This window comes from Umezawaea endophytica, assembly GCF_025061645.1.
In the GTDB taxonomy this organism is placed as follows: domain Bacteria; phylum Actinomycetota; class Actinomycetes; order Mycobacteriales; family Pseudonocardiaceae; genus Umezawaea; species Umezawaea endophytica.
In genome coordinates this window covers 301,255-319,707 of sequence record NZ_JANYMP010000007.1, presented here as the reverse complement: position 1 = coordinate 319,707, position 18,453 = coordinate 301,255, and the positions used below count along the sequence as shown (strand labels likewise).

The 18,453-nt window shown below is 68.7% G+C and carries 19 protein-coding genes; 9 read left to right on the top strand and 10 right to left on the bottom strand.

The genetic code is table 11. The annotated features are described in order from the left end of the window. Positions 1-187 precede the first annotated feature (187 nt). The 3 genes from NZH93_RS17800 (at position 188) to NZH93_RS17790 (ending at position 1,470) form a co-directional block, all read left to right on the top strand. Positions 188-415 (top strand): hypothetical protein, encoded by a 228-nt coding sequence (locus NZH93_RS17800; RefSeq protein ID WP_259624219.1) that lies wholly within the window; start codon positions 188-190, stop codon positions 413-415. Continuing rightward, positions 412-1,011, top strand: coding sequence for a DUF8686 domain-containing protein (locus NZH93_RS17795; protein WP_259624218.1), 600 nt, complete (start codon positions 412-414; stop codon positions 1,009-1,011). Before NZH93_RS17800 ends, NZH93_RS17795 begins: the two co-directional genes overlap by 4 nt. 174 nt (positions 1,012-1,185) lie before the next feature. Beyond that, positions 1,186-1,470 carry a hypothetical protein gene (locus NZH93_RS17790; RefSeq protein ID WP_259624217.1) on the top strand — a complete coding sequence of 95 codons (285 nt, stop codon included), beginning with the start codon at positions 1,186-1,188 and terminating at the stop codon, positions 1,468-1,470. A gap of 203 nt (positions 1,471-1,673) precedes the next feature. Here the strand turns inward: NZH93_RS17790 and NZH93_RS49835 are convergent, their stop codons facing one another. From NZH93_RS49835 to NZH93_RS17775, 3 genes are all read right to left on the bottom strand, one after another. Beyond that, positions 1,674-1,919, bottom strand: coding sequence for a response regulator (locus NZH93_RS49835; protein ID WP_276023567.1), 246 nt, complete (start codon positions 1,917-1,919; stop codon positions 1,674-1,676). Positions 1,920-1,938: 19 nt separating this feature from the next. After that, positions 1,939-2,745 (bottom strand): alpha/beta fold hydrolase, encoded by an 807-nt coding sequence (locus NZH93_RS17780; RefSeq protein WP_259624216.1) that lies wholly within the window; start codon positions 2,743-2,745, stop codon positions 1,939-1,941. A gap of 170 nt (positions 2,746-2,915) precedes the next feature. Continuing rightward, positions 2,916-3,914: a helix-turn-helix domain-containing protein gene (locus NZH93_RS17775; protein WP_259624215.1), complete on the bottom strand. Its 999-nt coding sequence runs from the start codon at positions 3,912-3,914 to the stop codon at positions 2,916-2,918. A gap of 256 nt (positions 3,915-4,170) precedes the next feature. Here NZH93_RS17775 and NZH93_RS17770 point away from each other — a divergent pair, with 256 nt between their 5' ends. Further along, positions 4,171-5,892 (top strand): phytoene desaturase family protein, encoded by a 1,722-nt coding sequence (locus NZH93_RS17770; protein WP_259624214.1) that lies wholly within the window; start codon positions 4,171-4,173, stop codon positions 5,890-5,892. Positions 5,893-5,932: 40 nt separating this feature from the next. Here the strand turns inward: NZH93_RS17770 and NZH93_RS17765 are convergent, their stop codons facing one another. After that, positions 5,933-6,559, bottom strand: coding sequence for a TetR/AcrR family transcriptional regulator (locus tag NZH93_RS17765; protein ID WP_259624213.1), 627 nt, complete (start codon positions 6,557-6,559; stop codon positions 5,933-5,935). Positions 6,560-6,692: 133 nt separating this feature from the next. On the opposite strand from NZH93_RS17765, the gene NZH93_RS17760 reads away from it, so the two are divergent. Continuing rightward, complete coding sequence (locus tag NZH93_RS17760; protein WP_259624212.1) at positions 6,693-8,057, top strand: carotenoid oxygenase family protein; 1,365 nt, start codon at positions 6,693-6,695, stop codon at positions 8,055-8,057. A gap of 125 nt (positions 8,058-8,182) precedes the next feature. Then, positions 8,183-8,629: a glycosyltransferase family protein gene (locus NZH93_RS17755; protein WP_259624211.1), complete on the top strand. Its 447-nt coding sequence runs from the start codon at positions 8,183-8,185 to the stop codon at positions 8,627-8,629. 14 nt (positions 8,630-8,643) lie between these two features. On the opposite strand, the gene NZH93_RS17750 is transcribed toward NZH93_RS17755, so the two are convergent. After that, positions 8,644-9,654, bottom strand: a complete 1,011-nt coding sequence (locus NZH93_RS17750; RefSeq protein WP_259624210.1) for an NmrA family NAD(P)-binding protein — start codon at positions 9,652-9,654, stop codon at positions 8,644-8,646. Between the two features lie 88 nt (positions 9,655-9,742). Between NZH93_RS17750 and NZH93_RS17745 the strand changes: the two genes are divergently transcribed. Continuing rightward, a complete protein-coding gene (locus tag NZH93_RS17745) occupies positions 9,743-10,792 on the top strand; it encodes a GlxA family transcriptional regulator (RefSeq protein ID WP_259624209.1) in 1,050 nt (349 codons plus the stop codon). Between the two features lie 74 nt (positions 10,793-10,866). Here NZH93_RS17745 and NZH93_RS17740 read toward each other — a convergent pair whose 3' ends face one another. Then, on the bottom strand, positions 10,867-11,493 hold the full coding sequence (locus NZH93_RS17740) for a DJ-1/PfpI family protein (RefSeq protein ID WP_259624208.1): 627 nt from the start codon (positions 11,491-11,493) through the stop codon (positions 10,867-10,869). 215 nt (positions 11,494-11,708) lie between these two features. Between NZH93_RS17740 and NZH93_RS17735 the strand changes: the two genes are divergently transcribed. Next, positions 11,709-11,870, top strand: a complete 162-nt coding sequence (locus NZH93_RS17735; protein ID WP_259624207.1) for a hypothetical protein — start codon at positions 11,709-11,711, stop codon at positions 11,868-11,870. Between the two features lie 508 nt (positions 11,871-12,378). Here the strand turns inward: NZH93_RS17735 and NZH93_RS17730 are convergent. The 3 genes from NZH93_RS17730 to NZH93_RS17720 form a co-directional block, all read right to left on the bottom strand. Beyond that, positions 12,379-12,720, bottom strand: a complete 342-nt coding sequence (locus NZH93_RS17730; protein ID WP_259624206.1) for a hypothetical protein — start codon at positions 12,718-12,720, stop codon at positions 12,379-12,381. A gap of 176 nt (positions 12,721-12,896) precedes the next feature. Continuing rightward, a complete protein-coding gene (locus tag NZH93_RS17725) occupies positions 12,897-14,057 on the bottom strand; it encodes a MalY/PatB family protein (protein WP_259624205.1) in 1,161 nt (386 codons plus the stop codon). Beyond that, complete coding sequence (locus NZH93_RS17720) at positions 14,054-14,521, bottom strand: DinB family protein (RefSeq protein WP_259624204.1); 468 nt, start codon at positions 14,519-14,521, stop codon at positions 14,054-14,056. Before NZH93_RS17720 ends, NZH93_RS17725 begins: the two co-directional genes overlap by 4 nt. 89 nt (positions 14,522-14,610) lie before the next feature. Between NZH93_RS17720 and NZH93_RS17715 the strand changes: the two genes are divergently transcribed. After that, positions 14,611-15,156: a CGNR zinc finger domain-containing protein gene (locus NZH93_RS17715; protein ID WP_259624203.1), complete on the top strand. Its 546-nt coding sequence runs from the start codon at positions 14,611-14,613 to the stop codon at positions 15,154-15,156. 14 nt (positions 15,157-15,170) lie between these two features. Here NZH93_RS17715 and NZH93_RS17710 read toward each other — a convergent pair whose 3' ends face one another. After that, positions 15,171-18,029, bottom strand: coding sequence for an AfsR/SARP family transcriptional regulator (locus NZH93_RS17710; RefSeq protein ID WP_259624202.1), 2,859 nt, complete (start codon positions 18,027-18,029; stop codon positions 15,171-15,173). Between the last annotated feature and the right edge of the window lie 424 nt (positions 18,030-18,453).

Genomic DNA, 18,453 nt, shown 5'->3' with positions numbered 1-18,453 from the left:
GGTGCGTCGGGACGACTGGGGGTCGCCTGATCTCGTGAACTTCCGGTGCTTAAGCGGGACTTGTGTGGCGACCGCCCGATGAGGGCCGGTAGTGCTATCAGGGATGAGCACCGATACCAGTCGTCCCGCGCCTCCCGCCGTCGTGCCGCAGCCCGAATCGCCAAGGCGCCGATCGCGGGTGGTGCTGGTGATCACGGCGTTGGTGGTGATGACCATCGCCTACGCGGTGATGCTGGTGGCCTTCAGCAGCACCGGCGACGGGACCCGGATCTCCTACACGCCGGGCACCTCGGCCGGACCGGACCGGCTGGTCATCGAGGCGAGCGTGCTGGACGTGGATCCGATTCGCGGTGCTTACCAGGTGGCCTCGCCTACCGGCCCGAGGGCGCGCTGCGGGCCTCGGACGGCTCGTTGACCCGGACGGTTCAGATCGAGATCGACGACATCGGCTCCGAACCCGTGGAGACCTACGACGCCGGGCGGCGGATGCCGCTGCACGACCTGAGCCTCACCGCCAGCGGCGACACGTCGCTGTACCCGTTCGACACCCACGACATCCCGCTGGAGATCAGCGTCTACGACGACGCGCGCAACCCCGTCCCCGCCGGGCTGGTGTTACAGGCTTCGCTGCACGACTGGCACGTCACCTCCAGCATGCGGCCCGACTCCCGCGACGGCGGCATCCTGCTCGACATCCAGGCCCACCGGTCGGTGTCGGTCATGGTGTTCGCCATCGGCCTGATGTGCGTGCTGTTCCTGCTCGTCGTGGTCACCGTCGGCATGGTCGCCCGCGCCGTCTCGCTGAAGAAGGTCGGCTTCCCCACTCTCGCGTCGCTGGCGGCGTTGCTGTTCGCCGTTCCCGGCATCCGCAACTCCATGCCCAACACCCCACCCGTGGGCACCCTCAGCGACTTCATCGTCTTCTTCTGGGCCCTGCTCATCACCACCGTCTGCATGGTCGTCGCCTCGGTCTCCTGGCTCCGCAACGCCGAAGAGGAACGCCCCGACTAAGCGACGGCGACCGCAGCCAAGCACACTCCCGGCGCCCAAGTGTCCGGGTCCACTCGATCGGCGCGGTCATTTCGCCCCCCAGGAGGCGGAACTGCGAGTTCGAATCCTGCCGGTGGCCACCAACGCAAAACCCGTTGGGCAGCGCGAATGCCGCTCAACGGGACCACGGTGCGGATGGAGTACAAGACAGGCAAGGGCTACCAGCAGATCACCGTCTGCCTCCTCTTCGGGAACCTCGACTACGACATGTGCGTCCGGAACGCCGGGACACTGCTGGAACGGGACGGGCAGGACGTGGACGGCAGAGTGAAAGGCTCGTCCAGCTCTCCCTACCGCTTGGCCACCTCCAGCATCGGGGTTGCGGCCGGGGTGGTGGTCACCACCCCGGCCGCGTTCGTGGTCCACGACCTCACGGCTCGAAGCCGCCCTCGAAGAGGACGCCGTGGGCCGCCGACATGACGACGATGCAGAAGGCCAGCACCGCGAGCAGCCCCAGCCTTCGACTCCGCGGGTTCAGCGTGGTGCTTCCACGCCCCAGCATCGCCACGAGGAACGTGACGAGGAAGGTACGTGCGCGCGCGGCGTCATCACGCCAACTGGAGGACTCGGTCCGCGTCAGCGTGAGTTGCCGGTCTTCCCGGCGGACCTCGCGGTGCCGGGGTTCAACACCAGGCCGACGAAACGCAAGTCGTCATCCGTGGGCGCCGCGTCCGCTTCCCACCGCGGCGGACGAGAGCGTGCACCCTGGCAAGCAGTTCCTGTAGCGCGGACGGCTTGGCGAGGTAGTCGTCGGTGCCCGCGTCCACCCGACCGGTGACGTCGTCGCGCGCGGTCAGCATCAGTTCGGGCGTCACATCGCCGGTGGCCCGCAGCACGCGGCAGGTGTCGAGGCTTCCGAGCTCCGGCATGGTGACGTCGGGGTCAGGTTCAGCGGGTGCTTCGATCCGCTTGTCCGATCAGCCGCGCAACGGCGGACGGCTGGCTGACCATCGCAGCGTGCGAGGTTTTTACCTCGATGGTGTGCGAGCCGGCGCGCTGGGCCATGAAACGCTGCAAGTCGGGGGCGATGGTCTGATCGCCCGTGGCGACCAGGAACCAGGACGGGATGGTCTTCCAGGCCGGGGTCGCGCTGAGGTCGGTTGTTGCGGTGGCGTTGAGCGGTCGCTGTGTCGCGGCCATGTTCGCCGCGGTGGTCGGGTCGACGTCGGCTGCGAAGGTCGCGCGGAATTCGGCCAGGTCTAGGTAGAGGTCGGTGGCGGTGCTGCCATCCGGCTGGTTGATCGTGACCGGTTGGAGCGGGAGTGCCGGGACCGGGTGCTCGACCGGGCGAGCGCTCAGTCCGCCCAGGCTTTCCCCGGCGTCGGGTGCGAGGGCGGCCACGTAGACGAGGGCCTTGACGGTGGTGACGCCTACCGCGGCATTGGTGATCACCATGCCGCCGTAGGAGTGGCCGACCAGGATGATCGGGCCGGTGATGCCGCGCAGGAAGTCGGCGACGTAGGCCGAGTCGCCTGCCAGTCCCCGCAAGGGATTGGTAGCCGCGCGGACGGGATAACCGTTCTTGCGCAAGTGCTGCATGACGCCGGTCCAGCCGGACGAGTCGGCGAACGCGCCGTGGACGAACACCACCGTCGGCTTGGGCGCCGGCGGCCAGGACGCCCCTTCGGCAGGCAGGGACACGGTGAGGCTGAGGGTGAGCACCCCGATGGCCGCACAGCGGAGAATCTTGAACATCGAATCCCTTTCGGGTCTGCCCGAACGTTTCGTTCGTGGCGGTGGGAGCCATGCCACGCGAGGTGTGAACCTGTCGAGGACGAGCGTTGGTCCAGAACCCGCTCGTTGGTGATCTCGATCTGGACAGTGTGAGTTTGTGGTGCGGGAAGTGCGATTGTCAAGCTTCAAGATCACGCGTCGCGTCGGTGGGCCCCCGGCCCGGTCGAGCGGGCGTAGTCGGTGGGGGTCAGGCCGTACTGCTTCTTGAACGTCCGGATGAAGTGGCTGCTGTCGGCGAACTGCCAGCGTGCGGCAAGTTCGGAGATGCCGAGCGAGCCGGACGGGGCCGTGAGGGCGAGCCGGGCCTCCTCCAGTCGCCGACGGCGGATGTAGGCGGTCACCGATTCGCCGGTCGCGGCGAAAGCCCGTTGCAGGGTGCGAACGGAGACGGCGAGCTCCCGTGCCAGCATCGTCATGGACAGGTCGGGCTCGGTGAGGCAGGTGTCCGCGAGGTCCTTCGCGGCCTGGGCGAGAGCGGGCGCCAGCAGGGGTTCCACGTCGTCGAACCTGCGCAGGGCCACCGCCTTGACCAGTTCGATCACGGTGTCGCGGGCGATCCGCACACCGGCAGGGCCGAGGTCGGACACCGTCGCCTGGACCATGTTCGTGTGGGCCAGCAGCAGGCGCATCTCGGCGGAGTCCGTCGGCCCGGTGATGATCCGGTCCCTGAGCAGTGGCGCGAGCATCGCGGAGGGCAGGAAGAGGAACTTCACCGTGGTGTGCCGCGCGATCTCGTAGCGCGGCGCGAGTTTGAAGGGCCGCAGGAGGAATTGCCCGGCCGACACCGTGCGTTCACCGCGATCGTGTATCTCGCCCAGCGTCAACGCCCCTCGCCGCACCACGTGCATCCGCACCAGGTCCTCGACGCAGTGGGAGTAGCCCGCCGCCTGGACGGCCGACACGCCGTGGAGAGCGATGATCGCGACGTCGCTCATCTTGGTGCCGCGGCTCTTGACCCGGAAGTCGCCGGTCGTGGCCGGGCTGAAAGCGGGCATGCGGAAACGTCCGCCGAACTGCGCCTCCCACTCGCGTCGGAAGGCGGCGAATCCGCGGGACGCGGTCTCGGGGACGGTGGAGTCGAGGGAGAACATCCCGCGAACCCCGTCCCCCTGTTCTCCGGTGCTGTTCATCACGGTTCATTCACCTTGCGGTCGTTGCCAGGTCGAAGCGGTGCATGGCGCGGATGTTCCATCCTGATGGCATCGCGGTTCAACGGCGTGAGGTGCCAGCGTCCATAGACTGCCGGACAGGGGACACGCGAACCCCGAGAACGTGATCGTGGCGAATTCATGACAAACCGGCTCGCCCCCTGGGCAATACCCCGAATGCAACGCCGATGAGCGCTGCCGTGCCCACGTGGTCGACGCACGACACGAAAGGCGAACAGTGAGGAAGTACGACACCGCCGTCATCGGCGGAGGACTCGCGGGATTGGCCGGTGCCGCCGCGCTCGCGGCGGCCGGTCGACGGGTCGTGGTGCTCGAGCAGTACTCCGTGCTCGGTGGGAGCACGCACGTGTTCCGCCGCAAGGGCCGGTGGGAGTGGCAGGTCGGCGTGCACCACCTCCCCGACTGCGGACCGAACGGTGACATCCCCACGGTGCTCCGCGGTCTCGGGCTCGGCGAGCACATCACCTTCGAACCCATGGACCGCACGGGGTACGAGCGCTACGTGTTCCCCGACCTCGTCTTCGACGCACCCGCGGACTGGGACGAGTTCACCCACCGCCTCACCGCGCTGTTCCCGCGGGAACGCCGTGCCCTCGAACGCTTCCTGAAGGTCGTGCGCGAGGTCGGCAGCGCCCTGGACCGGGTTCCCGCGGCCGACGTGGCCGCCATCGCCGGCAGGCTCGGGCACCACGCGCGGCTCGCCACGTTGTCCACCACCGAGGTCATGGACCTGCACGGTCTGAGCGACCGGTTGCGGGTGCTGCTCTCGCTGTCTCCCGGCGGCAGCATGAACTGCCCTCCCGACCGGCTCCCGTTCGCCGGGTTCGCCACCTTCTGGAACGTCTTCATCTCCGGCGGGTCCTGGTTCCCGCACGGCGGTGGGCAGGTGTTCTCGGCGAACCTGGCGCGGGTCGTCGAGCAGTTCGGCGGCGAGGTGGTCACCGGGGCGTTCGCCGAGGAGATCCTGGTCGAGAACGGGCGCGCGACCGGGGTCCGCCTCCGAGGTGGCGCGACCTACGCCGCGGACTCCGTCGTGTGCACCGCCGACATCAAGAAGACCTACGCGTCCCTGATCCCCGCGGCGGCCAGGGAACCGGAACACGCCCGCCGCGTCGCGAACTACCGCATGGCGACTCCGTTCTTCAACGCCTTCCTCGGAGCGGAGGTCGACCTCCCCGCCCTGTACCCGAACCGCGACCACTTCTCGATGCCCACCTGGGCAAGCTTCGCCGACATCGAGGAACTGCTGCGGTACCGGGACGGCGAGAACGCCGAGGCGTGGATCGACCGGGTCCGACCGGTCCTCCCGGCCTACGTCCACTGCTCGAACCTGAAGGACCCGACGAACACCCGCTACGCGCCCGCCGGGTCGAGTTCGCTCGAGGTGATGTTCCCGGTCAGGCTGGACTACCGGCTCTGGGACACCGCTCCCGCCGACCGGCGCGACCACGAGTACTCCAGGAACCCGACCTACCGGTTCGTCAAGGAGGCCCTGACCGACGTGATGATCGAGCGGGCGACGGACGTGCTCCCCGAACTCGAGGGCGCCATCACACACCGCGAGGCCGCGACGCCCATGACCCAGGAGCGCTACACCCAGTCCAGCGAGGGGTCGTCCTACGGGATCGAGTGGAACACGCGGCAGAGCGGATTCCTCCGACCTGACGCGAGGACGCACGTCGACGGGCTCTTCCTGGCAGGCGCCAGTTGCCGTTCCGGCCCGTCGACCGAGGGTGTGCTCCTTTCCGGGGTCGCCGCCGCGGGGGCGGTCCTCGGCCGCGACCTGCTCTCGGAGTTCCGCGCGGGCAGGCCCCTGGTCCCGGCGGGCTCCGTTCCCGCGGTTCCCGTCGACTGGGATCCGCTCGCGGCCGCCAAACCACGGCGACCGCGCCCCGAACGCCGGGCACCTGATCTGTCCGAAGTGGACACCTCGGCCTGACCGCTGGGAAACCAGGGTGTTGTGGTGCCCCTCCTGGGGGTCAGCCGTCCGCTGAAGGTGGCGGAACATCGGGAATTCGGACGATCCGGCTCGTGATCTCGCGGACGGCCTGGCCCAAATCGGGCCATGGGAACCCGGTCATGGTGGTCCTGGTCATCACCAGGCCGTTGAGCGCGGCGAGCAGGTAGGCACCGTCTTCCGCCGGGTCCGTGCTGGCCGACCCACTGGCGCGAACGCATCTCCTGATCGTCGCGACGAGCGCGTCGAACGACCGGTAGCCCGCGGCGTCGGACGCGTTGTCGATCCTGGTGAACATGAGCCGGTGCCGACCGGGGAACTCGACGCCCCAGGTCACTATTCTCTCGGCTCGCGCGAACAGATCGAGGATCGGGTCGGCAATACCCGCCGCCGCCGCGTCGCAGGCTTCGATCAACTGCTCGAAAGCGCGGTTGCGCAGTTCGCTGTGCAGGTGTGTGACATCGCGGAAATGCGCGTACAGCGAAGGGGCCGTGATGCCTACCCGCGCGGCGACCGCGCGCAGCGTCACGGCCGTGATGGCGCCTTCCTGCTGGAGGATCTCGAACCCCGCGACCAGGACGTCCTCCCGGAGCAGCCCACCCTCACCCGGCTTGTTGCGTCGACGCTGTGGCTTGTCCCGACCGCTCATCGCGCGAACTATACGGGCGTTTTCATCCAACTGCAAAGCTCCAGGAACAACCGCCCGAAAACAGGTTCTATACGGGCGTTTAGTTGGGTGCTACGGTCGAGTGGTCGTCTTGATCCGAGAAGGAGTTCCGACAATGACAGCCGATGTCGCGCCCGCCTACTTCAGCGATGAGTTCGCCCCCGTCCCGGACGAGGTGGAGGCCCTCGACCTGGAGGTGACCGGGCGACTGCCCGACGAGTTGGCCGGACGCTACCTCCGCAACGGCCCCAACCCGCTGCCGGGAACGGACCCCGGCCACAACTTCCTCGGGCAGGGCATGCTGCACGGCGTTCGCCTCGTCGACGGCCGGGCGAAGTGGTACCGCAACCGGTGGGTGCACACGCCGCTGATGGACGGCGTGCGGCCCGACCACACCGACCGGCTGAGCGCGCTGACGTGCACCACGTCGAACACCAGCGTCCTGCACCACGCCGGGAAGATCCTTTCCCTGGTGGAGAACGGCCTCCCGTGGGAGGTCACCGCGGACCTCGACACCGTCGGCCCCGTGGACTTCGGCGGGAAACTGCGCACCGCGATGACCGCGCACCCGAAGGTCGACCCGCTCACCGGTGACCTGTACCTCTTCGGCGTTGGTCTTCGACCGCCGTTCCTCACGTTCCACCACGTCACGGCAGCCGGTGATCTCGTGCGGAGCACCGAGATCACCGTGCCGGGCCCGACGATGATGCACGACTTCGCGATCACCAGGAACCACGTCGTCTGGCTCGACCTGCCTGTCGTCTTCGACCCGGACCTCCGCACCCGGCCGGGCATGCCGTTCCGCTGGTCGGACGAGTACGGCGCCCGGATCGGGATCATGCCTCGCGACGGCCGCGACGCGGACGTGAAGTGGATCGACGTCGAACCGGGCTACGCCTTCCACGTGGCCAACGCGAAGGAGACCACGCCGGGCCGGATCGTGGTCGAGGGCGTCCGCTACACGCCCTCCACGTTCGACCGGATCTGGACCGGCCTCGGCGGTGAACCCTCGCGATCCCTGGCGATGACCGGCTCGGGCGCCAACCTCTACCGCTGGACGCTCGACGTCGCGACGGGAACGGTGAGCGAGGGCGCGGTCGACGACCTCGACATCGAGTTCCCGACCATCAACGACAACCGCACCGGCCTCACCAGCGACCTGGTCTACGCGGTCACCGCCCCACTGCTGGTGGATGAGAACAACAAGCCCGCGATCATCAAGTACGACACCGCCAACGACACGCGCGACCAGTGGCTCCTCGACCCGTCCTGGCTCCCCGGCGAAGCCGAGTTCGTCCCAGCCGCGGGAGCCACCCGCGAAGACGACGGCTGGCTCCTGTCCATCACCACCCACAAGTCGGCCGACGCCGCGGCCCTCGTCGTCCTCGCGGCCGACAACGTCTCCGCGGGCCCCGTCGCCACCGTCCACCTCCCTCGCCGGGTGCCCCTGGGCTTCCACGGCAACTGGATCCAGGACTAGCTCGCGGCCGGACCCGTTTCCGGCGGATGAAGCCCTTGGTCGATCACCCTTCGCACAACGGAAGAAGGTCGGACCAAGGGCTTCAGCGGACACCCCCACTGACGACTCGGCCTTCAAGGACTGTCATGGCAAAGATCATCATCGCCGCTCCCGCAGCCCCTGGAGGGCTGTCGCCGTTGCTGCGTCTCGCAGGCAGCCTCGCCGCGCGCGGTCACCGGATCACGGTCGTCACCAGTGGTCGGTTCCGGGCGGACGTGGAGAACGCCGGGCTCACATTCGTGTCGGCCTACGACTCGACCGCATCGGACACCCTCGTCTTCGACGAGGCCAGCGGATGGGTGAAACTCGTCCGTGGACCGGAGAAGTCCAACAACGACTGGATTTCCCGGTTCGTCGATCCCGTGGCCGACCTGCACGCCGTGCTGACTCGCCTGTTCGAGGAGGATCCGAACCAGTACCTGATCTGCGACACCCTGTGGCTCGGGGGGTTGCCCACCGCTCTGGACACACCAGGGTCGCTGCTCCGCCGCTGGGTCGCGGTGAGCGCCGTTGCCTCGGCCCTCGAACAGTGAGGACACCGTCCCGATCACTCGGTCATGGGCCGCGCTTCTCGGAGGACGGGGACCTGCTGGACGTCCTGCTCGGTGCCGTCCCAGCCCGAGGACCGCAACCAGTCCTCGAAGCTCAGGAGCCCTGGGTGCGTGCGCCGCAGCAGCGGCACGTCCCTGTCCGATCCGACGACGTCGCGCGTTTGGAAGAACTCGAACATGGCGGCGAAGTCGTGTCCGAAGTCGGGGATGGTCGAGCGCACCGCGTCGAGCGGAACCGGGATGTAGGCCGCTGGTATCCCGGTGACCCGTTCGAACGTGTCGGCGATCTGATCACCGGTCAGGCTGTCTGCTGCCACCGCGAGGTCCGGTGATTCCCTGCTCTCCCACTGGTCGAGGACGTGGACGGAGAACCAGGCGATGTCGTCGAGGCCGATCAGGGGGTACCTGCCACTACCGAGAGGGATGTGGAACAGCACCCCCTCGCGGCCGTCGGGCAGCCTGCCGGGCTGCGGAACGAGGCGCGTCTGGAAGTTCTCGAAGTAGGGAGCGGTCGTCAGCACCGCGACGTGCCGCGAGTACCACCCGTCGTCCTCCTTGCGCATCATCTCATCGGACCGTCGCAGGCCGATGTGCGCCGCGACCGCACCCTTGCTGTCGTAGTGCGGCACCGGCACCCGTCCACCGGTGATCATCGCTGCGTAGTCCAAAGAGGACCAGACGAAGCGGTCGACCTTCGCCGCGCGTGCCGCGTCGAGGATCGCGACACCCTGGTCGAACTCGCCCGTCACGGAGCCGCTGGAGAAGAAATCGGTGTTGCAGAAGACCTTGGCGACCGATTCCATGGCTTTCCGCACGTCGGCGATGTCGTTGACGTCGCCGCGGACTGCTCGAACGCGACCACCGCCAAGATCGAGCAGGTGGGTGGCCCGCGCGGAGTCGGGGTCGCGGGTGAGGACGAGGACGTCGTCGGAGGTGGCTTCCAGCAGGCGGAGCACGACCCTGCTGCCCATCGCCCCGGTGCCTCCGATGACAAGAACGCTGCTCATGGTCGGATCTGGTTCCATGCGCTCATCCTGGTGATCATGGACATCTGGCGACATTGACCAGAAAGACAATGGGGATGAAGATCTGGCCATGTCTCACCGTGTTGTCGTCCTCGCCCTGGACGGGGTCAAACCGTTCGACCTCGGCATCCCCGGACAGGTGTTCGGGTACGCCTCCTCCTCGTCCGGTGAGCCGTTGTACGAGGTGTCGACCTGTTCCCTGGACGGCGGACCTGTCACCACCAACCAGGACTTCACCATCCAGGTCCACAACGACCGGTCGGCACTGGCCACCGCGGACACCGTCATCATCGCGACGCAGGACCACCGCGACCGCGACCTGCCCGGTCCGGGCGGACTCGACGACGATCTCGCGGCCGCACTGGCGGACATCGCCCCGACGACCAGGGTGATCAGCCTGTGCACCTCGGCGTTCGTGCTCGCCGCGACCGGGATGCTCGACGGGCAGAGCGCCACGACGCACTGGGCGCTGTGCGAGGAGTTCGCCCGCCGCTTCCCGCTCGTCGACGTGAACAAGAGCGTGCTGTTCGTCGACAACGGCCGCATCCTGACCTCGGCGGGCGCCGCCGCGGGAATCGACCTGTGCCTGCACGTCGTGCGACGCGATCACGGAGCGGCGATCGCCAACGCCACGGCGCGCCGGTGCGTGGTGGCGCCCTGGCGCGACGGCGGGCAGGCCCAGTTCGTCGAACGCCCGCTGCCCGAGCACGGCGACGCCTCGACCGCGGCGACCCGCCAGTGGGCGCTCGAGCGGCTCTCCGAGCCGTTGTCCCTCGCCGACCTCGCGAGCCACGCGCACATGAGCGTTCGCACGCTGACCCGACGGTTCCGGGCCGAGGTGGGGCAGACCCCGCAGCAGTGGGTGATCCAGCACCGGGTGGACCACGCCCGCTTGCTCCTGGAGTCCACCGGACTCGGCGTCGACGAGATCGCCCGCGCGGCGGGCTTCGGCGATCCGGTGCTGCTGCGCAGACATCTGCGCACCCACGTCGGGCTCACGCCGAACGCCTACCGCCGGACGTACGCGTCCACACCGCCCTCCTCGGTCGACCCACGCGAGAACACCTGGGGGCAGGGGAGCGTGCCTGTCGATCGGGGGAACGGCTTCGAACGGCCATGAGAGCGTGGGTCTCCGGCCATCGCGGACTAACGAGCGCACACGGGCTCGCCGCGGTCGACGCTGATGTCACGCGATCACGCGGAAATCTCCTTCATCGCCCTCTCGACGACTTCTGCGGGCGCGGAATCCGGGGATCCGGCGTGGTAGGGCGGTTCCGGCGCGTATTCGATGATGAGCTGGATGGTCTGGGCCACGTCGTCGCCCGCGATCAGGCCTGCCAGGGTCAGTGCCATGTCGATGCCCGCCGAAACCCCCGCCGCGGTCGCGTAGTGGCCGTCGATGACGACCCGCTCCTTCGAAGGTGTCACGCCGAGCTTGGCGAGGATTTCGTGCCCGGCCCAATGGGTCGTCGCCTGGCGGCCTTCGAGGAGTCCCGCGGCGGCGAGGAGCATGGACCCCGTGCAGGCTGAAGCCGTCCACGTCGAAGTCCGATCGACTTTTCGCAACCATTCGTGCAGGTTCTCGTTGGTCATCTGCTCCATCTGACCGGGACCTCCTCCGACGACCACCACGTCAGGATTCGGTACTTCGTCGAAGCTCGCGACGGCGTTGATCGACAGGCTCCGAAGGTCGTTGACGACGAGGCCCGGATGTTCCGCGACGAAGACGACCTCGGTGTCGGGAAGGCGGCCCAGGACCTCATAAGGTCCGATGACATCCAACGAGGTGAATCCGGGGTAGAGCACGATCGCGACCTGCATGTGAGAAGCCCTTTGGTTGCACCGGTGATGGAGTAGCCGGGCGGATGACGTCCGCGCGAGCGGCGCGTCGAATCCGCTGCCATCGACAGTGGCAGTGGATGAGCACCACGACAACGTCGTACAACCCACCAATTCGGCCATGTGGTCCAGAGCGCCGAACGTCTCTTGGCGCGGTTGCGGAACCGACTCAGCCCGCGATGTCCAGGACCAGCCCGATGAAGGTGTTGAGCAGGGAGGCGCCTGCGATGACTGTCCTGGCGTTCTCCATCGTCTCGCGTGTGGAGAGCGCGCGACCGATCGGCGTCGGCGATCTCTTTCGGGAGCCTGGCTCGTTCCAGGCGAAGATCCGGGTGGAAGGGGTGCGCCTCGAGTGCTGAGGTGAGCAGCCGCTCGGCGTCCCCCGCGGTTCCCGAATCCTCAAGCAGCCTCGAGCGGAGGATCACCCCCGCGACATTGTCGGGCTCGATGTCGGCGACCTGGTCGGCGCAGTCGTAGGCGCGAGCGGCGAGCCCGTTCGCGTTGCACGCCATGCCGAGTGCGGCCAGGGCGTTCGCCGAGCTCCGATCTGCCAGGACCGCGTCGAAGGCTGGTTCGAGTGCCTCACGTGGGCGGCCCAGGTCGAGGAAAGTTCGTGCGCGTGTGGCCGAGTGCAGCGAAAACGAAGAGCACGTCGGCGGCCGTCGCGGCGAGGGTTGAAAGGGACAGGTCGGCAGAAGCAGTTCGTCCGCAATCTTGCGGATTCCGCGATTTTGCGTTGTGGTTGCGGATTGTGGGGAATTCGCGGCGGCGGGTTCCCGGCACACGCCTACCGGGAACCCGCCAACTCTTCTCAGACTCGGCAGGCGATCATCATCCGCATCACCGAATGGGACGACGATCCTGTTCTCAGGGTATGGCGGCCAGGGCGCAGGCCGACGCCGCGACACGGAACCACACGCCTGTGGCGATCAGCGCTACGGTGCAAGCCGGGATGGCGGTTGGTGTTTGGATCGATCCGAGTATGCAGGCGGTGAGGCGTGCTCCGCTCACCGTGTAGCCGGTAGCTTGGAGATAGCTCGCGCACTGGCTGGCTGTGAGAGGTTCCGTTTGCGTGTCGGTCTGCTGGACGTGCGCTGTCGTCGCGTTTGGCCGCGTCTCGGCCTGCGCGGGCGCGGCTGCGAACGTGGTGACCATCGTGGCCGCAAGGCATACGAGCACGGCGCTGACGAGCTTCCAGAAGCGTTGCACAATACCTCCAGGTGAATGTCATTCAATGGTGTTCGACCGGTCTCCGGTGTTTCACTCGGAAACCGGACCGGACCGTCGTTTTGCGCTTCGCAGTGTTCACGGCGTCGTCAGGACCGGTCCTGGGCTCTGGCGATAGTGCGAGATCGATCCGCATCCCGGCCGCGACGCCGTACTTTTCACCGATTGGCGAGTCCGGCGGCTAGGCGGGCCAGGATGGCGAGCAGGTTCGACGGGCTGGTGGCGAAGTTGAGGCGGGCGAACGTCGAGGTGTCGGTCGGGGTGCCGTCGGCGAACTCGGCGCCCTCGCTGAGTTTCACGCCGATCTCCCGTTCGAGCCGGTGGGGTGTCGGTGCTCCGAAAGGGGTTGTGGCCAGGTCGAACCAGCTCAGGTAGGTGGCGTCCGGGGTGTGGTGGCGCAGGTCCCACGGCAATGCGCTCGCCCACTTGTCCACAATGGACCGGTTGTCCCGCAGTGTGGTCATCAACTCGGCCAGCCACGGATCGGATTCACGCCATGCGGCTACCGTCGCCGCGCGGCTCAGGGTGCTGGGTGTGCCGAAGTAGTCCAGTGGCGCCTTGGTCAGTGCGTCGTGCACGCGGTCCGGGCCGATGTGGGCGACGGCGCACCGCAGGCCCGCGATGTTGAACGCCTTGGTCGCCGAGGTCGCGGTGATCGTGCGGTGTGGTGCGAGGGTGGCGAACGGGACGTGGTGGTGCGGCTTGTGGACGAGGTCGGCGTGGATCTCGTCGGCGAGCACGACGAGGTCCAAGCGGTCGGCCGCGGCGGCGAGCGGGGTCAGTTCCGCGTGGGTGAAGGTGCGGCCGGTCGGGTTGTGCGGGTTGACCAGTACCAGTAGTCGGCAGCCCGCCAGTTGCTCGGTGAGCCCGTCGGTCGGGAAGGTCCAGCCGGTGTCGGTCCACTCGACCGGGAGGGGGACTACGCGGCGTCCGGAGCGGATGATGCTGGCTAGGAACGGTGGGTAGGTCGGCACGTGGATCGCGACGCCGTCGCCGGGTTTGGTGGCGTGCTCGATCATGACCTGGAGCACCTGGATGAGGTCGGTGAACACGCGGGTGCGGTTCGGTTCGGGGCGCCAGCCGTGCCGGGTGGCCATGCGGTCCTCGAACGCCGCCACCACGGGGTCCTCACCGGGCCAGAACGGGTAGCCGAAGTCCTGGCGTTCGACGACCTCGGTGATCGCCGCGCGCACGGCGGGCGCGGTGCCGAAGTCCATGTCGGCCACCCAGGCGCCGAGCACGTCCGGGGCCAGTGATCCCCACTTGACGCCGTGGCCGGACCGCAGCCGGTCGATGTCGATCGAGTCGAACGGGTTCACCCGCGCCTCCCCGTCAGCAGCGCGTCGCGCAGGACCTCCATCTGGCCGTGGTGCTGGGCCAGTTCCTCGTACACGTGCAGCAGTGCGGCGCCCTGCGTGAGTTGCCGGTCCGGCCCGAGGTAGTCGGGTGGGGGAGTGGTTCGGAGCGGGCTGGCCGCGTCCGCCGCTCGGACGTCGTCGACGAGCTGGGCGCGCACGGCCGCCGCCTCGGCGAGCAGTGGACCGACCGGCCCGGTGCTGGTGAACTCCGCCTCCCGGTCGCGCGTAACCTCCCGCCCCGCGACCAGCGACCCCGCCCAGTAGGACACGACCCCGAGGCAGTGGGTGAGCAGTGCGTACGGGGAATTGGCCCCCGGCAACGGTGGTCGGGTGTTGGCCAGGTCGTCGCCGAGCCCGTCGACGATGTCGACCATGCCGTCGAGCGCGCGGTGGGCGAAGTACAGGTAGTCGTCTTCGGTGATCATTTCTGGCTCCCGCCGACGTTGGCGTCACCTGCTCAGTAGGTGACGTCGCCAGAGTGGACGCGTGTTCCGTCACCTGTCAAGATGGTGACGTGAGCTTCGTCTTCGTCAGCGGTGACCTCGCGCTCGACTTCGTCGGCACTCGGAAGTGGCGACGCGGGGCTGCCGAGGAACTGCTGGCCACGCCCGGTGACCTCGCGCGTTGGGCCGTGGAAGCGGGTGTGCTGACCGAGGTGCCCGGAGTCGACGGGGCCGGGCTGCGCAGGCTGCTCGTGCTGCGTGAGGCGGTGTACCGGCTCGTTGGTCAGGGCATGGCCGGCGAGCCGTGGGCGGAGGACGACCTGCGCGTGGTGAACCAGGAAACCGGCAGCGCGCCCGCCCGGATGTCGTTGACCGCCTCCGGGGTCGTGCGGGACGGGGGCGTTGAGGCCGTCGCGGCGGATGTCGCCCGTGCCGCCGTGGACCTGTTGGGAGACCTGGCGAACGCTCCGATCAAGGAGTGCGTGGGGCCGGAGTGCACGCGGCTGTTCCTCGACCGGTCGCGTGGCGGGAACCGGCAGTGGTGCGGCATGGAGGAGTGCGGCAACCGCGTGAAGGCGGCGGCGTACCGGGCGCGCAAGGCCGGGGCGACCGGGTAGCCAGCACGACGGACTCAGCGATCGACTCCGGACGTCGGCAGCGATTGTGGGTGCGTGGCGAGGGCGTCGAGTTGTCGCTGTATTCGTGCGGCGTCGTCGGTGCGTCCTTGGTCCCGGTACAGCTCCAGGGCCTCGCGCCACATCGCGCGGGCTTGGTCGTGCTGGCCCAGGGCGGCGTGCGGGTGGCCCAGTCCGTCGAGGCTGTTGGCGACTTCGAAGGTGTCGTTGTGGTCGCGGTACAGGGTGAGGGCGTGCTGGTAGTGGGGAATGGCCTGCTCGTGGTGGCCCGCGTGGTGCTCGATGTAGCCCAGGCTGTCGTAGGCCGCCGCCTCACCGATGGGGTCGTCGTGGCGGTGGAACAGGGCGAGCGCGGCCCGGCAGTGGTCGCGGGCCTGGTCTGAGTCGCCGAGTCGGGCGGTGAACCAGCCCACGTTGTTGAGCATGCGGGCTTCCGACACGGGATCGTCGAGGGTGCGGGAGATGTCCAGGGCGTGGGTCGCGTGCTCCAGTGCCCGCCGGTCGTCCCCCTGCCGTTCCCAGGCCCTCGCGAGCGTGCGGTGGGCGAGGGCTTGGTTGGTGTGGTCGTGGTGCTGTTCGGCCAGGGCGAGGGATTGGTGCAGGTGCTCGATCGCCTCGTCGTGCTGCCCGAGGAAGGCGTAGGCGTCGCCGAGGAGCCGGTGGGCCATGGCGCGGGCGGCGGGGTCGGGGAGGTGATCGGCGGCGGCCTGCGCGGCTTTCCAGACGGTGAGGTGGTCGTGGCAGTGGCCCTGCCGGGTGTGGAAGGTGTTCAGGGTCCAGGCCAGTTGCCACACGGCCTGGTGCCAGCGGTGGGTGGTGGCGGTGTGCTGGGCGGCCAGCAGGCAGGGGTGTTCGGTGTCGAACCAGGCCAGCGCCGCCGAGGGATCGGGCAGTGGACGGGGGTGGCTGCCGAGCGCGGGTGAGTCGAGGCTGAGGGGGTGGCGGCGCGGGTCCAGGAGGTGGTCGCCGGTGTGGGCGGTGTGCAGGTAGAAGTCGACCGCCCGTCGCAACGCCGACTCCCGCACGTCCTGCGGTAGGCGGTGAGCGGTGTCGGTGGCGTAGTGGCGGATCAGGTCGTGCATCGAGTACCGGCCGTGCGTGTCCCGGTTGAGCAGGGACGCCTCCTGTAGGTCGCGCAGCACCCTGGTGGTTCGCGGCAGGGACAGGCCGGTGAGGCTAGCGGCGGCGGGCAGGCTCACGTCGGGGCCGGGCACCATTCCCAGTAGCCCGAACGCGATCTGCTGCTGGGTGGTCAGGGCGCGGAAGGACCAGGACAGCACGGTGGGCAGGCTGGTGGCGGGGTCGTCGTCCTCCAGCGCGTCCACGCCCAGGCCGCGCAGATCCGCGGCGAACTCGGCCAGCGGAACGTCGGGGTGGGCGTAGGCGCGGCCGGCGATGATGCCCAGTGCCAAGGGGAAACCGCCGCACAATCCGACCAGTTCGGCCACCGCGTCCGGTTCGGCCGCCACCCGTGCCGCACCCAGCCGTCGGGTCAGCAGGGCACGGGCCGCGTCGTCGCCGAGCGTGTCGAGGGTCAGGTGGTGCGCGCCGTGGCGGGTGATCAGGCCGGTGAGCGTTTTGCGGCTGGTCACCAGCACCGTGCAGGAGTCGCCGCCGGGCAGCAGGGGTGCCGCCTGCGCGGCGTCGGCGGCGTTGTCCAGGACGATCAGCATTCGTTTGTGCGTGACCAGGCTTCGGTACAACGCCGCCTGTGCCTGCGGGTCGACCGGGATGCGACCGGGGTCGGCGCCCAGGGCGTGGAGGAATCCGCGTACGGCCGTCGTCGGTGGCATCGGTTCGCTGTCCGGGCTGAAGCCGCGCAGGTCCACGAAGAGCTGCCCGTCGGGGAACCGGTCGAGGTGGCGGTGGGACCAGGTCAGGGCGAGCCAGGTCTTGCCGATCCCGCCCGCCCCGCCGATCGCCGAGATCACCACCGTGGCGGCGGCTTGTGCCTCCGAACCGGTGTCGGACGATGGCGGGTCCTGGCCCGGTTGGGTGGCCAGCGCCTGGTCCAGGCGGGCCAGTTCGGTGCCGCGGCCGGTGAACCACCGCGGCGGCGCGGGTAACTGCTGGGGGACCGGGTCTTGCGGTTTGGCCGCTGTGCCGCTGGTGGGCGGCGTGAGGGCTGGGTCGGTGTCGAGGATGCGCTGGTGCAGGTCCTGTAGCGCGGTGCCGGGTTCGGTGCCCAGTTGCTCGATCAGCCGGGCGCGCAGTCGTCGGTAGTGGACCAACGCGTCGGCGGTGCGGCCCGCGTTGTGCAGGGCGAGCATGAACTGGGCGGCGACACGTTCGTCCAGGTCGTCCTGATCCGCCAGCGCGAACAGTTCGGGCAGCACTTCGGTGTGCCTGCCGCAGCGCAACGCCACGTCGACGCGGTCCAGCCGGGCGGCGACGCGTTCCCGCTCGAGGTTGGTGCGCACCGCGGCCAACCAGGGAGTTTCCAAGCCGGCGAAGGGTTCTCCCCGCCACAGCCCGACCGCCTCTTCCAGCAAAGCCAGCGCCTGCGGGTCTTCACTCCCGCGCGCCTGCTCCACGAGTCGACGGAACCGATGCAGGTCCACCGCCTCGGGATCTACTTCCAGCACGTAGCCGCCACCGCGGCGCACGACCGCGACATCGTCGGCCGGCGTCAGCACCCGGCGCAGCCGCGACACGTAGTTGCTCGCCACGGGCCGTGCCTTGTGGGGCAACCGATCCGCCCACACGCGATCCAGCAACTGCTCCATCGTGACGACCCGGTTCGCCTCCACGAGCAGAACCGCCAACACACATCGCTGCCGTGCGTGACCAACCTCCACCAACCGGCCATCGACCTGCAACTCGACCGGCCCGAGCACGCGCAGCTCTGACGCCACGACCCCCACCTCCCCCGCGCCCCTTCTTACTCCGCCGCACCCTGCCTCACGACCGCTGACCAGGCGATTGCCAGAACGCGGTGCACCACCTTGTTCACCTGCTCGTTAACGGGAACGGTTTTTGGTGCACTGGCGGACGAAGGTGCTCGGTAACCCCACCGGGCGCGCGCAGACCGTGACGGTTGGGGGAGAGGTCGCGGGCAACATCGTTGCTTGGTGGCAGGACGAGCGGGTCTGCGCCGACGATGACCACGTCGTGCATTGGAGAACTTCTCGTTGTTCGACGACGATGTCGGCGCCCAGGTCGACCACTGTCTAGTGGTCCGCGGGCGCGGCGTCGGCGATCACGGTCAGGCCTTCGTGCTTGGCCAACCGGATGATGTACCCGCCGACGGCTTCGGTCACCTGGAAGTCCCCGCGTAGG